Origin of the sequence: Nitrosomonas oligotropha, assembly GCF_900106555.1 — a bacterium.
GTDB classification, from domain to species: domain Bacteria; phylum Pseudomonadota; class Gammaproteobacteria; order Burkholderiales; family Nitrosomonadaceae; genus Nitrosomonas; species Nitrosomonas oligotropha_A.
Genome location: NZ_FNOE01000001.1, coordinates 265491 through 280118, shown reverse-complemented (window position 1 = coordinate 280118; position 14628 = coordinate 265491). Strand labels below are relative to the sequence as shown.

13 protein-coding genes are annotated in these 14628 nt (G+C 51.9%); 1 reads left to right on the top strand and 12 read right to left on the bottom strand.

All coding sequences use genetic code 11. The features are described from left to right. Window positions 1-38: 38 nt before the first annotated feature. The 11 genes from murC to mraZ are packed head-to-tail and all read right to left on the bottom strand — an operon-like array spanning window position 39 to window position 12589. Entirely contained in the window at window positions 39-1466 is a 1428-nt protein-coding gene (gene murC, locus BLU57_RS01360) for a UDP-N-acetylmuramate--L-alanine ligase (RefSeq protein WP_090315218.1), read from the bottom strand. Then, the gene (murG, locus tag BLU57_RS01355) at window positions 1456-2547 is read right to left on the bottom strand and encodes an undecaprenyldiphospho-muramoylpentapeptide beta-N-acetylglucosaminyltransferase (protein ID WP_090315216.1); all 1092 of its coding nucleotides are present in this window, start codon (window positions 2545-2547) and stop codon (window positions 1456-1458) included. The genes murC and murG overlap by 11 nt, the downstream gene beginning before the upstream one ends. Next, window positions 2544-3704, bottom strand: a complete 1161-nt coding sequence (gene ftsW / locus BLU57_RS01350) for a putative lipid II flippase FtsW (RefSeq protein ID WP_090315214.1) — start codon at window positions 3702-3704, stop codon at window positions 2544-2546. Before ftsW ends, murG begins: the two co-directional genes overlap by 4 nt. 3 nt (window positions 3705-3707) lie before the next feature. Further along, window positions 3708-5123, bottom strand: a complete 1416-nt coding sequence (murD, locus tag BLU57_RS01345) for a UDP-N-acetylmuramoyl-L-alanine--D-glutamate ligase (protein ID WP_090315212.1) — start codon at window positions 5121-5123, stop codon at window positions 3708-3710. After that, window positions 5120-6205, bottom strand: coding sequence for a phospho-N-acetylmuramoyl-pentapeptide-transferase (gene mraY / locus BLU57_RS01340; protein WP_090315210.1), 1086 nt, complete (start codon window positions 6203-6205; stop codon window positions 5120-5122). The genes murD and mraY overlap by 4 nt, the downstream gene beginning before the upstream one ends. Further along, a complete protein-coding gene (locus BLU57_RS01335; protein ID WP_090315208.1) occupies window positions 6196-7599 on the bottom strand; it encodes a UDP-N-acetylmuramoyl-tripeptide--D-alanyl-D-alanine ligase in 1404 nt (467 codons plus the stop codon). The genes mraY and BLU57_RS01335 overlap by 10 nt, the downstream gene beginning before the upstream one ends. Continuing rightward, window positions 7596-9143: a UDP-N-acetylmuramoyl-L-alanyl-D-glutamate--2,6-diaminopimelate ligase gene (locus tag BLU57_RS01330; protein WP_090315206.1), complete on the bottom strand. Its 1548-nt coding sequence runs from the start codon at window positions 9141-9143 to the stop codon at window positions 7596-7598. The genes BLU57_RS01335 and BLU57_RS01330 overlap by 4 nt, the downstream gene beginning before the upstream one ends. Window positions 9144-9148: 5 nt before the next feature. Then, on the bottom strand, window positions 9149-10873 hold the full coding sequence (locus BLU57_RS01325; protein WP_090315204.1) for a peptidoglycan D,D-transpeptidase FtsI family protein: 1725 nt from the start codon (window positions 10871-10873) through the stop codon (window positions 9149-9151). After that, window positions 10870-11172 carry a cell division protein FtsL gene (ftsL, locus tag BLU57_RS01320; protein WP_090315202.1) on the bottom strand — a complete coding sequence of 101 codons (303 nt, stop codon included), beginning with the start codon at window positions 11170-11172 and terminating at the stop codon, window positions 10870-10872. The genes BLU57_RS01325 and ftsL overlap by 4 nt, the downstream gene beginning before the upstream one ends. A gap of 4 nt (window positions 11173-11176) precedes the next feature. Further along, window positions 11177-12121: a 16S rRNA (cytosine(1402)-N(4))-methyltransferase RsmH gene (rsmH, locus tag BLU57_RS01315; RefSeq protein WP_090315200.1), complete on the bottom strand. Its 945-nt coding sequence runs from the start codon at window positions 12119-12121 to the stop codon at window positions 11177-11179. A 21-nt stretch (window positions 12122-12142) separates the two neighbouring features. Further along, complete coding sequence (gene mraZ, locus BLU57_RS01310; protein WP_090315199.1) at window positions 12143-12589, bottom strand: division/cell wall cluster transcriptional repressor MraZ; 447 nt, start codon at window positions 12587-12589, stop codon at window positions 12143-12145. 316 nt (window positions 12590-12905) lie between these two features. On the opposite strand from mraZ, the gene BLU57_RS01305 reads away from it, so the two are divergent. Beyond that, a complete protein-coding gene (locus BLU57_RS01305; RefSeq protein WP_090315197.1) occupies window positions 12906-13523 on the top strand; it encodes a DNA-3-methyladenine glycosylase family protein in 618 nt (205 codons plus the stop codon). Between the two features lie 20 nt (window positions 13524-13543). On the opposite strand, the gene BLU57_RS01300 is transcribed toward BLU57_RS01305, so the two are convergent. Beyond that, the gene (locus BLU57_RS01300; RefSeq protein WP_090315194.1) at window positions 13544-14518 is read right to left on the bottom strand and encodes a DUF2971 domain-containing protein; all 975 of its coding nucleotides are present in this window, start codon (window positions 14516-14518) and stop codon (window positions 13544-13546) included. Window positions 14519-14628 lie beyond the last annotated feature (110 nt).

The window sequence follows — 14628 nt, the reverse complement described above, 5'->3', positions numbered from 1 at the left end:
TCGTATTTTGCGGCAAAGCGGTCATGTCTCATCAATCCTCAGCATTCATAGCCATTAACCACGGTCAGCTTTTTTCCCATTTGCGCAATGTGCGGCGCCACTCTGGCTACCGAACCCGCGCCCATCACCAGCACAACATCGCCGTCCTGCACGATATCCAGTATCGCTACTGGTAAGTCATCCACTTCTTCGATATAAATCGGCTCCACTTTGCCCTGCACCCGGATGGAGCGCGCCAGCGATTTGCTATCCGCCGCGACAATCGGCTCTTCACCTGCGGGATAAACTTCCGTGAGCAGCAATATGTCCACTTGTGATAAAACCCGGGTGAAATCCTCGAAGACATCCCGGGTGCGCGTGTAGCGGTGCGGCTGAAAAGCCACTACCAGACGGCGGTTTGGAAACGCGCCGCGCGCTGCTTTGATGGTCGCTTCCATTTCTGCCGGATGATGTCCATAGTCATCCACCAGCGTAAAACTTTTCTGTCCGCTCAAGCGGATATCGCCGTATTGCTGGAAGCGCCTTTCGACCCCTTTGAATTCCGACAACGCTTTGACGATCGCGCTATCCGGCACACCAATTTCATTCGCAACCGCAATCGCCGCCAGGGCATTCTGAATGTTATGTAAACCGGGCAGATTCAGCGTGATATCCAGTTTGCGGGCGGAGCCGTTCACACCGACCACCGCAGTAAATCTCATCCGGTGATGATCTTGCCGGATATCGATGGCGCGCACTTGCGCCTCTTCGGACAAGCCGTACGTGGTGATCGGTTTGGTAATCGACGGCATGACTTCGCGTATATTGGCATCATCCATACAAACCACCGCCATGCCGTAAAAAGGTAAATGCTGCACGAAATCGACAAAAGTTTGCTTCAACCGGCTGAAATCGTGACCGTAGGTTTCCATATGATCCGCATCGATGTTCGTCACGACCGCGAGCATCGGCTGCAAATACAAAAACGAAGCATCCGATTCATCCGCTTCTACCACGATGAACTCACCGCTGCCCAGTTTGGCATGACAACCCGCTGCTTCCAGTTTTCCACCGATGACAAAAGTCGGATCCATATCCGCCGCCGCCAGAATGCTGGCAATTAAACTGGTGGTAGTGGTTTTGCCGTGCGTGCCGGCAATCGCGATGCCGCTGCGCAGGCGCAGCAATTCCGCCAGCATCATGGCGCGCGGCACGACAGGAATATTTTTATTTTTGGCGGCAATCGCCTCCGGATTGTCGGGTTTCACCGCCGTGGAAGTAACGACGACATCCGCTCCGGCAATTTGCTCGCTGGCATGCCCCGCATAAACCTTGATGCCGAGCTTGGCCAAACGCTGCGTCACCGGATTACTCATCAAGTCAGAACCGCTGACCTGATACCCCAGGTTGACAAAAACCTCGGCGATACCGCTCATGCCCGCGCCGCCGATGCCGACAAAATGGATATGTTTGACTTTATGCTTCATGCAGTGCTCCGCTCAATTCGATACAGCCTTCAGCTACGATCCGAGTTGCTTCCGGTTTTGCCTGGCTGCGCGCAGCCATCGCCATGCCGAGCAATTTTTCCCGGGTTAAATCCGTCAATAAATCCGCCAGCTTTTGCGCGGTCAATTCATGCTGCGGCAACAGCACAGCAGCACCGTGGCGGGAAAGAAATTGCGCATTACCGGTTTGATGATCGTCGACGGCATGCGGATACGGCACCAGGATGCTGGCGACACCGGCCGCGCTTAATTCCGCTACTGTCAGCGCGCCGGCGCGGCACAACACCACATCGCAGTCCGCGTAGCGTTTGGCCATATCGTCGATAAACGCTGTCACTTCGCCATCCAATTGCAGTGCTTGATAGGTCGTTTTAACCGTTTCCATTTGCGCTGTCCCCGTTTGATGCACCACTGCCGGGCGCGTATTCTCCGGCAGTAATTTAAGCGCTTGCGGTACCACAGTATTCAAAACTTGCGCCCCCAGGCTGCCGCCCACAACGAGCACATTCAACTTGCCTTGCCGTTCCTGGAAACGTTTCTCCGGCACTTCTATATGCGCAATTTCTGATCGCACCGGATTACCGGAACAAACCGTTTTATCCTGATCGCTCCGGATGGCGCCGGGAAAGCCAAGAAAAATTCTATCCGCTAACTTCGCCAGGATTTTATTGGTTAACCCCGCGACCGAATTCTGTTCATGAATCACCAATGGCTTGTTGAGCAACGAAGCCATCATTCCGCCCGGAAAAGCCGGATAACCACCCATGCCGAGAACCACATCCGGTTTTACCCGCTGAATAATCCGCAGACTCTGCCAGAACGCCTTGAGCAAACGCAGCGGCAATAGCAGCCACGTGACCAACCGCTTACCTCGCAATCCGGAAAAACTGATAACTTCGGTTTCATAACCCCGTTGCGGCACCAGTTTTAATTCCATTCCGGCTTCGGTTCCCAGCCAAACCACGCGCCAACCCGCTTGCCGCAAATAATCAGCCACCGCCAATCCCGGAAACACATGACCGCCGGTGCCGCCTGCCATAATTAAAATGGTATGCGCGCTCATACGTTCAGCCCCCGCAGCCGCTGCCGGCTTTCCCAGTCTATACGCAGCAAAACCGCCAGCGCAATGCAAATCGCTGTAATGCTGCTACCGCCAAAACTTAGCAGCGGCAACGTTAAACCCTTGGTGGGCAAAACACCCATATTGACGCCCATGTTGATCAGCGCCTGCACACCGATCCACATGCCGATTCCCTGCGCCACCAGCGCCGAGAAAGGACTACCCAATTTGGCCGCCAAGCGGCCGATGACAAAAGCGCGGGTAATGAGCCAGATAAACAATACGATCACGGTAGCCACACCGGCAAAACCCAGTTCTTCGGCCAGCACCGACAGTAAGAAATCGGTGTGCGCTTCGGGCAGATAGAACAATTTCTCGACACTGCCGCCCAAGCCGACACCAAGCCACTCGCCGCGTCCGAATGCAATCAGTGCATGACTGAGCTGATAACCTTTGCCATACGGATCGGCCCAAGGATCCATAAAAGCAACCACGCGATTCAACCGGTACGGCGAACTCAAAATCAACTCATACAAACCAAACGCCAGGATAGCGATCAGGCTGACGAATATTTTCAAACTGACACCGCCGAGAAATAAAATCGACATCGCCAGCGCGGCTACCACGAAGAAAGCGCCGAAATCCGGTTCGAGCAGCAATAAAGCACCCACGATGGATAATACGACCGCGATCGGCACAAACCCCTTGAAGAAAGAATTCAGGTCGGCTGCCTTGCGGTTGACGTAGTCCGCGGCGTACAACACCATACAAAACTTCATGAACTCGGACGGCTGGATATTCACCACATACAGCGAAATCCAGCGCTGACTGCCGTTCACTTCATGTCCGATACCCGGAATCAGTACCAATACCAACAGTAGAATGCTGGTCATGAGCAGATAAGTTACGTATTTCTGCCACATCTGCATCGGCACTTGAAAAGCGATCAATCCCAGCAACAACCCGACACCCAGATAAGCGCTGTGGCGCAACAAGTAATGACCGGCCCGGTCGGGGCCAAATTGCGCTTCGGCAATGGCTATCGAGGCGGAATAAATCATTACCAAGCCGATACTCAGCAACAGCAAAGCCGACCACACCAGCGCCTGGTCAAAATCGGCCGTCATTCTTGGTTTCTGATTGTTTGCCTGGTAAATCATCGGTTAATGTTTTTTCTGTCCAAAACTGAAAAATTTGTTTTCCATATCTTTGACGGCCGCAACAAATACTTCCGCGCGGTGAATATAGTTTCTGAACATATCGAAACTGGCGCATGCCGGTGAAAGCAACACCACATCGCCGGATTGCGCCAGCAAGAAACTCTTCTGCATGGCTTCTTCCATGGTCACGGCAAAATGCAACGGCACGCCGCAGTCTTTCAATTCATTCGCAATTATGTTTGCATCCCGGCCAATCAGCACCACGGCGCGGGCATTATTGGCAACCGCTTCCCGCAGATACGAGAAGTCCTGTCCCTTGCCGTCGCCACCGGCGATTAATATGACGTTTTGCTTCATACCGCTCAGTGCAGCTACGGTGGCACCCACATTGGTACTTTTGGAATCATCAAAGAAAGTAACGCCGTTGAACGCAGCGACTTTTTCCATGCGATGCGGCAGACCGCGAAATTCGCGCAACGCGATCAAAAGCGGATCGATGGCCACACCCAGGGCGCGGCACATGGCTAATGCCGCCAGCGCATTGACCGCGTTATGCAAGCCGCTGACAACCAGTTCGGAAGTTTTCATTAATTGCACATCGCCTTCCATCAACCACAAATCGTCGCCATCGTGCATGAGACCGAAATCGGCATGGCTGGGCGGCTCATCGACGCCAAAAGTAATTTGTTTTCTGTCCGGTAGTGCCATAGCGCAGACACCGGGATCATTCCGGTTGAGCACTTGTATGCCTTTACCAGCTTTCTCATGCAGAAACACTCTGGCTTTGGCGGTTGCGTAATCGCGCATGCCGGTATAGCGATCCAGATGGTCTTCGCTCAGATTTAACACGGTCGCCACATCCGCATTCAAATTGTGCGTCGTTTCCAATTGAAAACTGGATGTTTCCAGAACCCAAGCCTGCGGCCAATCGCCTGCGTCGATCCGCTGCATCAGCGCATTCAGCGCGGCGGGGCCGATATTTCCCGCCACTTCCACATTCCAGCCGGATTTCTTTAACATCGCGCCGGTCATCGCCGTGACTGTGGTTTTTCCATTCGATCCGGAGATGGCGACAACTTTCGGTTTGGGCCGGTTGCTTTGCTCCAGCGCCCAGGAAAAAAGCACCATATCGCCAATGACCGGCACGCCGCGTTGCACCGCTTGCTGCACGCACGGATCTGCCAACGGAACGCCGGGGCTGATGGCGATCATATCGATATCGTTAAAAATGGATGCTGTGAATTTGCCTTTATGCAGCTGCACGGATGGAAACCCGGCGGTGATTTGCTGCCAGTTGGGTGGCTCGGAACGGCTATCCGCAGCGCGCACCCTGACACCCTGACGTAGCAGCCATTTCACCATGGACAAGCCGGTCTCACCCATTCCCAGCACTAGAACTGTTTTATCTTGCAAATTCATCGTAATTTTAATGTCGATAATCCAACCAATACTAAAATAAAGGTGATGATCCAAAACCGGACCACCACCTGATTTTCTTTCCAGCCTTTTAATTCAAAATGATGATGTAATGGCGCCATGCGGAATACCCGCTTGCCCAGCAGCTTAAATGATGCCACCTGCAACATCACGGACAGCGCTTCCACGACAAAAACGCCGCCCATAATCACCAGCACAATCTCCTGCCGTACGATGACGGTGACGATTCCCAATGCCGCGCCCAGCGCCAAGGCGCCGACGTCACCCATGAAAACCTCGGCGGGATACGCGTTAAACCACAAAAAGGCAAGCCCGGCACCGGCCATGGCGCCGCAAAACACCGCCAATTCCCCGGCATTAGGGATATAAGGAATGCCGAGATACTTGGCGAATACCACGTGTCCGGCGGCGTAGGCAAAAATCGCCAGCGCGCTGCTGATCATGACGGTCGGCATAATGGCCAAACCGTCCAAACCATCGGTAAGATTGACTGCATTGCTGGTGCCGACAATGACAAAATAAGTCAGTATGACAAAACCTGTTACACCCAACGGAATCGCCACTTCCTTGAAGAAGGGCACGATCATGTCGGTTTGCGCCGGAATTTCCGCGATCGACGCCAGATACATCGCAATCGCCAGCGCGATTAGCGACTGCCAGAAAAATTTTGCGCGTGCGGATAATCCTTTCGGATTGCGGTAAACCACTTTGCGATAGTCATCGACCCAGCCGATCACACCGAATCCCAGCGTGGTTGCCAGCACTACCCAGATATAGCGGTTGCTCAAATCCGCCCACAGCAGCGTGGTTAAAACAATCGCCATCAGAATCAAGGCGCCGCCCATCGTCGGCGTACCGGTTTTGACAAGATGTGTTTGCGGACCATCATCGCGCACCGATTGTCCGATTTTATAAGCCGTCAGTTTACGGATCATCACCGGGCCGATCATGAAGGAAATCACTAATGCAGTCAGCGTGGCCATCACGGTGCGCAAGGTAATATAGCTAAATACATTGAAAGCGCGAATGTCTTGAGCCAGCCATTGTGAGAGGGTTAGCAGCATGATGGCTCCACTGGTTGTTCCAATTGCCGCACCACCCGCTCCATGCGCATAAAGCGCGACCCTTTCACCAACAGCGTCACATCACCCGCCAGCAAACTTTCCGTCGCATGCAGCAATTCGTCGATATCGTTGAAATGCCGTGCACCCTTGCCGAATTCTTCGGCTGCGTAAGCGCTTAACTCGCCCAGCGTGAATAATTGATCCAGTCCGGCATTGCGCGCATCACGCCCGATCGTGCGATGCAGATCAATGGCGGATTTACCCAATTCGCCCATGTCGCCGAGCACCAGTATTTTTTTCCCCGTCGTGGCAGCCAGCACTGCAAGAGCGGCGCGCACGGATTCCGGATTGGCGTTGTAGGTATCATCAATCAGCTGCGCATGGTGCAAACCGGATTTTTTCTGCAATCGTCCCTTCACGCCTTGAAACGATTCGAGTCCAGCGGCAATCGATGCTTTCCCGATACCCGCTGCGATAACCGCTGCCGCCGCTGCCAAAGCGTTATAGACGTTATGCACCCCGGGCGCCTGTAACTTAACTTCCACAATGCCATCCGGCAATTTCAACTGAATTCTGTTGCTCAACCGGTCTGCTTGATACTCGGCACTCACAGCTGCTTTTTCGCGCAAACCAAAATCGACAATCTTGCGCGCACCAGCGCATTCCCGCCATAAAGCAGCATAGCGATCGTCCGCATTGATTACAGCCGTTCCCTGCTGATCCAATCCGGCAAATATCTCCGCCTTAGCGCGTGCGACCGTTTCAACGGAACCCAGTCCCTCGATATGCGCAGCACCGGCATTGGTAATGACGGCAACACCCGGTTTTGCCAGCTGAGTCAGGTAACCAATCTCACCCACATGATTCATACCCATCTCAATCACTGCATAACGATGCTGTTGCCGTAAACGCAGCAACATCAGCGGCACACCGATATCGTTATTCAGATTCCCTTCGGTGGCGAGAATCCGCTCCGCTGGGGCATTTATTGTGACTTCACCGCCTGCGGTTGCTTGACGCAATATCGCGGCGATCATTTCCTTGACCGTAGTCTTGCCATTGCTACCGGTCACAGCGATGAGCGGCAGCGTAAAACGGTTACGCCAATACGCGGCCAATTGCCCTAGGCTTAAGCGCGTATCTTGCACGCGCAGCAATGGAATCCCGGCGGATAAAGCGTTTTCCCCGGCCGCTTGCGGAACCAGCGCGGCGGCGGCGCCTTTTTCCTTAGCGCTCAGAACAAATTCACTGCCATCGAATCTCTCGCCGGTTAGTGCCACAAATAAATCACCCGGCTTGAGCGTGCGGCTATCCGTGCTCACCCCGGTAAATAGCCCGTCTTGTCCGTTCCATCCGGCCTGCAATACTTGCGCCGCTTCCCGGATCGTCATCATGATTGCACCCGCACTTTCCTGGCCAAATCTTTCAGCACCTGCTGCACAATGTCGGCATCACTGAAAGGAATTTTCTGGCCTTTTATTTCCTGATACTTTTCATGACCTTTGCCCGCAATCAGCACGATGTCGTTGTGCTGCGCATTGGCGATGGCCTGATATATAGCCAGCGCCCGGTCGCTCTCAATCTGGTAATTGTCTGCACCCGCGCCTGCTGTAATATCTTTAATAATGCTCAAAGGATCTTCCGAACGCGGATTATCGCTGGTAAAAATGACTTCATCCGCCAATCGCGTAGCAACTTCACCCACCATCGCGCGCTTGCCGACATCCCGGTCGCCGCCGCAACCAATAACGCAAAACAGCCGCGCATTCCGTCCGGATGTCCGTTTCTTCGATTGTGCACTGCGCAAAAGCTCGCGTGACGTGCACAGCACTTTCTCCAACGCATCGGGGGTATGGGCGTAATCGACGATCACAATCGGCTGGTCAATCCCTTCGTATTTTTCCATCCGGCCCGGAATGGATTGCACACTGTGAAGCGCCCGGACCGCGTCCGGCAATCGAATTCCGCTTGCCAGCATAGCCGCCACGACAGCCAGCAAGTTTGATGCATTAAATTTACCCAGCAAACCAATTCTCAAATGTTCGCGATTATCCTCAAATTCAATATCAAACTCCAGACCATGAAGATCAACTTTTAAATTGGATCCATAGACCATTTTAAATTGCCTTGCATAGCGTTCTTCCGGATAGTGAAATCCATAGCCGATGAAGGTGATGGGTTTGTTAGCGAGCTGCCGCGATAGCTCGACACCCAGCACATCGTCCATGTTGACAACCGCATACCGCAATCCTGGCCAGAAAAACAGGCGCGCCTTGGCTGCGGCGTAAGCATCCATATCCAAGTGATAATCCAGATGGTCGCGCGACACATTGGTCAGCACGGCAATCGCGAATGTGGTGCCGCTAACCCGCCCCTGCACCAGGCCGTGCGAGGATACTTCCATCGCAACGCCATGCGCATCCTGATCAACAAATCGTGCCAGCGAACGTTGCAGCACCGCGGCATCGGGCGTTGTATTCCCCGCCGCTTCCAACGCGCCGCAAAAACCATTTCCCAGCGTTCCCAGAATGGCTGTCTTTTTGCCCAGACTCGTCATCGCTTGCGCATACCAGTGACTGCACGATGTTTTGCCGTTGGTACCGGTAATCCCGACCATCCATAATTTCTCCGATGGCTGATCATAAACATAGCTGGCAATCAGTCCCGCTTTAGCCTTCAGTTCATCGATGGCCAGTGCTGGAATCCGCCATTCGTGGTTCCACGTGAAATTCTGCGGATCCCACAGAACCGCATTGGCGCCCGCAGCAATGGCTTGCGGAATAAATTTTCGCCCATCGGTGATATCACCTGCATAGGCCAGGAATGTATCGCCGGGCTTTATCTGGCGGCTATCCGTGACCAGGTTTTTAACCGGAACACCCAGCTCATCCAACCGATGATAATCAAATAACTGAGATGTTTTTTTCTTGATCGTCATCGCAGTCATCCTTCGTCACCCATTTCTGGGGTTGCGGTAAAGGTAACGACATTATTGGCCGGCGCATCGGGCGGAATATTCAGAATGCGTAAAGCGCCGGACATGACTTTACTGAAAACCGGTGCTGCTACGGCTCCGCCGAAATATTTTCCGGCGGAAGGCTCATCAATCATCACGGCGATGATCAGGCGCGGATTCGATGCTGGCGCATAGCCGACAAACGTGGAGATATAGCGCTTATTGGCATATTGACCATCGATCAGTTTATGCGCCGTCCCCGTTTTACCGGCCACGCGATACCCGCTAATCTGCGCCAGCGGCGCCGTGCCACCGGGCTTGGTCGCCATTTCCAGCATGCGATTCATCGCCTGCGCGGTATCGCGCGAAATGACGCGTTGCCCCATGACCGGCATGTTTTGTTTCAAGAGCGAGATCGGTTTTAATTCGCCGCCGCTGGCAAAAATCGTGTAAGCGCGCGCCAATTGCATCAGGCTGGTGGATATGCCATGACCGTACGACATGGTGGCTTGTTCGATCGGACGCCATTTGTTGTAAGGCCGCAAAATGCCGCTTGCTTCACCGGGAAAACCGGAATTCGTCAATGCGCCAAATCCAGAGCGGTTAAACATCTCCCACATCGTTTGCGATTCGAGCGACAGTGCGATTTTTGCCGTTCCGACGTTGCTTGACTGCTGAATGATTTGCGCAACCGTCAGCTCGCCTTTGTTGCTGACATCGCGAATGGTTTTTCTGCCCACTTGCCACATTCCCGGCGCGGTTTGCAGCACCGTATTGGCGTTGACTTTGCCGATCTCCATCGCAATCGCTACGGTAAACGGCTTTAACGTCGAACCCGGCTCGAACGTATCGATCAGCGCCCGGTTACGTAACCGTTCATTGGTAATCGATGATCGCCGGTTCGGGTTGTACGCCGGTAAATTGGTCAAGGCCAGAATCTCACCGGTTTGCGCATCCAGCACAACGATGCTGCCCGCTTTGGCGTTATTGGCCAGCACTGCTTCTTTTAATTCCGCGTGGGCGCGATACTGAATTCTCCTATCGATCGACAACACCAGATCTTCGCCCGGCTTGGGCGCACGGATGTTTTCCACATCCTCGATGATCTGTCCTTTGTTATCTTTAAGCACACGGCGCCGTCCCAGCTCGCCCGCGAGCTTATCCTGCCAGCCACGCTCCACGCCTTCCTGGCCTTCATCGTTGATATCGGTAAAACCGAGCACATGCGCGGCAAACTCGCTTTCGGGATAGTAGCGTTTCGATTCGCTGGCGAAATAGATGCCTTTGATCTTCAATTTCATGATCTTTTCGGCGATATCCGGTACTACTTGCCGTTTCAAATAAACAAACCGGCTGTTTTCCCGACTGATGCGGGCATTGATCTCGGTACTGTCCATCTCGAGCAAACCGGCCAGTTGCTTCAATTGCTCCGGCTTGATATCGATCACTTTCGGATCGGCGTAAACAGAGGCGACCGGCGAACTGATCGCCAGAATATGGCCATTGCGGTCGGTAATCATGCCGCGATCGGCGTTCATTTCCACTATGCGGCTATAGCGCGACTCTCCTTTTTCCTGCAGAAAATCATGATTCATTCCCTGCAAGTAAGCCGCGCGTCCCGCTAAACCAATCAAACCGAGCGCCAGGAAACCAAACAGCAGCCGTGAGCGCCACGCTGATAGTTTGATTTGCCGTACTTCGGGTTTGATCATGGTTTTAACCCTTCCGTGTTCAAGCGTTTTTCTGCATCGTTAATGGATACAATTTGTATGCTGGAAGCAGCGGGCACGGTCATATTCAACCGGTCTTTGGCAATCTGCTCGATCCGCCCGTGCATGATTAATGTGCTTTGTTCCAGTTGCAATCTTCCCCATTCCACATCCAGCTTGCGCTCGATTCCTTTTTCATTTTCCAGCGCCATAAACAGTTTGCGCACCATGTGCTGCGAGGTCACCACGCCCAGCGCGCTCGCGATCAATATAAAAACTAGAAAAATGTTCAGTTTGAACATTCTGTTACCCGTTTATGGTTACTCTTTCAGCCACACGCATCACCGCACTCCTGGCGCGCACATTTTCCGTTACTTCCTGCTCTCCCGCACGCACTGCCCGGCCGATCACGCGCAACGTTTGATTGCTGAACCGCAGCAAATCCTTTTCTTGCAGCGGGATGCCGCGAGGCAGTTCGTCCATGCTGGCAGCCTTGCGCATAAATAGTTTGGCCATGCGATCCTCCAAAGAGTGAAAACTGATCACCACCAACCTTCCGCCCGGATTCAGCAACTCCACACACTGCGGCAAAACGAGCGACAATTCCTCAAGCTCCTGGTTGAGATAGATCCGTATCGCCTGAAAAGTGCGCGTCGCCGGATGCCGGACAATTTCCCGCTGGCGCTGCCGCGAACGCAAAACCGTTGCGACAATCTCGGCAAGTTGTGATGTGGTAACAATAGGCTGCCGCGTTCTTGCCACAATAATCGCTCTTGCAATCTGCCGAGCAAACCGTTCTTCGCCATATTCCTTGATCACCCATCCCAGTTGATCTTCTGCGACTGTCGCCAGCCACTCCGCCGCCGTTTGGCCCTTCGTTGTATCCATGCGCATATCGAGCGGTCCATCGGCGCGGAAGCTGAAACCGCGCGAAATTTCCTCCAGCTGCGGCGACGACACACCCAAATCCAGCAAAATCCCGTCAACCTTGGCAACGTCCAGCTGCTGCAATATGCGCCGCATATGCGAGAAGCTGCCATGCCGGATGCAAAACCGTTTATCCACAATCGCTTGGCCCGACAGCACCGCATCCGGATCTCTATCCAAGGCGATTAACCGGCCTTGCTCACCCAATCGAGACAAAATCAAACGGCTATGGCCACCACGTCCAAACGTTGCATCCACATACACACCTTCCGGTTTGATAGCCAATGCATCGACCGCTTCGTGCAACAACACCGAAATGTGCATGAATCGCTGCTACCGCTTTAATTACAGCGAGAAGCCATCCAGCTCAGGCGGCATATCGCCATCCTTGAAAGCCAGCGCATCTTCAATTTGTAAATTCCATTGCACTTCATCCCACAATTCAAACTTAGCCCCCTGGCCAACCAAAACCACATCCTTGGATAATCCGGCAAAAAGGCGCAGCGGCGGCGGCAGCAAAATGCGGCCAGCAGCATCCATCTCGACGTCACTGGCATTACCCACCAGCAGCCGCTGCAAATTGCGGGTCTTCGAATCAAAACTAGAAAGATTATTGAGCTTTTGTTCTATCGGTTCCCAGGCTGGCTGAGGATAAATCAATAAACACTTTGAAGGATCGACAGTGACGATCAAATGCCCTGAGCAGGTAGACATCAGCTCGCTACGGTATCTTGCGGGTATCGCAAGCCTACCTTTTGCATCAAGACTAAGTTGCGTGACGCCACGAAACATGCTGTCTCCTCAAATTAAGGGAAAATCCATCGAGGCTCACCAAATTTTCCCACATTTTCCCACCACTTCCCACTTTAATCAAAAAATCCCTGTTAGTCAAGCAAGTAATTGGGTTTTTATAGTTATATGACAAAGACTTAAACGTGATGCGGATTGCCATCAAATGGGCAGCAAAATGTTCAAATAAATAAGATAGATAGAAGAAAGATTGGATGTGAACTGTCAATTTCGCTGCAAAATTGGCCGCAAGCAAGCTTGTTTATGCAGGCAAAAAGTTGCACACTGCACGGCTTAACTTTCCCACTTCAGCACTCAAATGACACCCGGATACTGGATACAAGCCACACAAGAATTGGCGGCATGCGATCCCGTCATGCACCAATTGATCGGGCAGTTTCCCGATGCCACATTGGTCTCGCGCGGCTGCGCATTCACGACGCTGGCGCGCTCGATCGTCGGGCAACAAATCTCCGTCAAAGCCGCCGAAAGCGTCTGGCAAAAAGTGATCGGCGCGATCCCGGATATCACACCGCATACCATCGCGGCGGCCGAACAGGATTTATTGAGAACATGCGGCTTGTCCGCGAGAAAAATCACCTACCTGCAAGATTTATCGCGGCACTTCCGCGAAGGGGATCTGAGCGAAACCGCGTGGGGGGAAATGAATGACGAAGCCGTCATCAAGCAACTCATCCAAGTCAAAGGCATCGGCCGCTGGACGGCGGAAATGTTCCTGATTTTCCACCTGCATCGCCCCGATGTGCTGCCGCTCGACGACATCGGCCTGCAACGCGCCATGAGCCTGCACTATCTTGATAAACAACCGGTCGATAAAAAAATTATGCTCGAACTGGCTAAACCTTGGCAGCCGTGGCGCTCGGTCGCCACATGGTACTTATGGCGCAGCCTGGATCCGCTGCCGGTGGCGTATTAAGCAGCTCGACATCTAAAAAATTAGGCTCGAATTGGGATGCCTGAAATAACAACACGGTCTTGTGCATCATGTATTCCAATTTCTTGGAGCGCATACACAAATGCATTGAATTGAACTAAAGGATACTCAGAGGGGCCGATAATAAGACGATCAAAAATATTACAGAAATCCATTTCCTCGATACCAATCATTTTTTTGTTTAAAGGTAGTTTGTGAACAATTTGCGGAACACTACCAACCACCACAACTTCTTGTTCTATAAGCATTGATGACCATAGTTTTGGGTAATAAAAAATTCTCCATTCCCGCTCTTCTTGAAACCCGTGATGCTTCAGACATGTCACATTAACCAAAAGCATTGTGAATATATGATCGATCAACATATCAGGATCAATTGATCTTAAGAAAACTTGATTCTCTTCGATTCTTTCAATAACAGTATTAATTTCGCTATGTAACTCTTCTTTCTCAAGATAGGATACCGGATTAAAACCAATTACTAAGTCATCAGGTAAACCAATATTATTTGGAACCTTAAAAACAATGGCTACGCGCGTTGAGCTTCCTCCAAATGCCCTCCACATCGATAATCTACCATGATCATCCTCTTTGTCATCATGTTCAGATACTGATGCGATATATGTTTCCATTCGAATATTTGGAAGCCATTGATTAAAATCTTTAAAAACCTTTTCGGCTATGCCTGGGGAACAGGAATTTAGTGCCTCTGAGAATTTATCCTGATTAGATTGTTCTAGAAAAAAAGAATTCAGCAACTCAAATCCATGATTTACTTCTCGGAAATCTGACATGCACATTGTGTTACGCATCCATAACTGCTTGGTATTAATGATTTTTAGCGCAGATTCTGACGATGTGTAATGCACAAATCTCGCATGATTCTTTTCACCATAAAAACTTTTCTTATTCGTACTAACCGCTGGTAATAAGATACCTTCAATCTTTTTCGTGCACTCAAACTCTTCTGAAATCATGGTTAAAGATTTTTATCAAAAATTTACAGGATTTTTTGGCAACATCTTACCCGATCATGCATTCACTATTCTATTTCGTAACATCACATTTTAGGATTGGATTGTGAACT

What these genes read in the sequence shown, in the direction of transcription:
- murC (WP_090315218.1), bottom strand. Translation starts at nt 1,466, where the DNA reads ATGAAGCATAAAGTCAAACATATCCATTTTGTCGGCATCGGCGGCGCG.
- murG (WP_090315216.1), bottom strand. Translation starts at nt 2,547, where the DNA reads ATGAGCGCGCATACCATTTTAATTATGGCAGGCGGCACCGGCGGTCAT.
- ftsW (WP_090315214.1), bottom strand. Translation starts at nt 3,704, where the DNA reads ATGATTTACCAGGCAAACAATCAGAAACCAAGAATGACGGCCGATTTT.
- murD (WP_090315212.1), bottom strand. Translation starts at nt 5,123, where the DNA reads ATGAATTTGCAAGATAAAACAGTTCTAGTGCTGGGAATGGGTGAGACC.
- mraY (WP_090315210.1), bottom strand. Translation starts at nt 6,205, where the DNA reads ATGCTGCTAACCCTCTCACAATGGCTGGCTCAAGACATTCGCGCTTTC.
- BLU57_RS01335 (WP_090315208.1), bottom strand. Translation starts at nt 7,599, where the DNA reads ATGATGACGATCCGGGAAGCGGCGCAAGTATTGCAGGCCGGATGGAAC.
- BLU57_RS01330 (WP_090315206.1), bottom strand. Translation starts at nt 9,143, where the DNA reads ATGACGATCAAGAAAAAAACATCTCAGTTATTTGATTATCATCGGTTG.
- BLU57_RS01325 (WP_090315204.1), bottom strand. Translation starts at nt 10,873, where the DNA reads ATGATCAAACCCGAAGTACGGCAAATCAAACTATCAGCGTGGCGCTCA.
- ftsL (WP_090315202.1), bottom strand. Translation starts at nt 11,172, where the DNA reads ATGTTCAAACTGAACATTTTTCTAGTTTTTATATTGATCGCGAGCGCG.
- rsmH (WP_090315200.1), bottom strand. Translation starts at nt 12,121, where the DNA reads ATGCACATTTCGGTGTTGTTGCACGAAGCGGTCGATGCATTGGCTATC.
- mraZ (WP_090315199.1), bottom strand. Translation starts at nt 12,589, where the DNA reads ATGTTTCGTGGCGTCACGCAACTTAGTCTTGATGCAAAAGGTAGGCTT.
- BLU57_RS01305 (WP_090315197.1), top strand. Translation starts at nt 12,906, where the DNA reads ATGACACCCGGATACTGGATACAAGCCACACAAGAATTGGCGGCATGC.
- BLU57_RS01300 (WP_090315194.1), bottom strand. Translation starts at nt 14,518, where the DNA reads ATGATTTCAGAAGAGTTTGAGTGCACGAAAAAGATTGAAGGTATCTTA.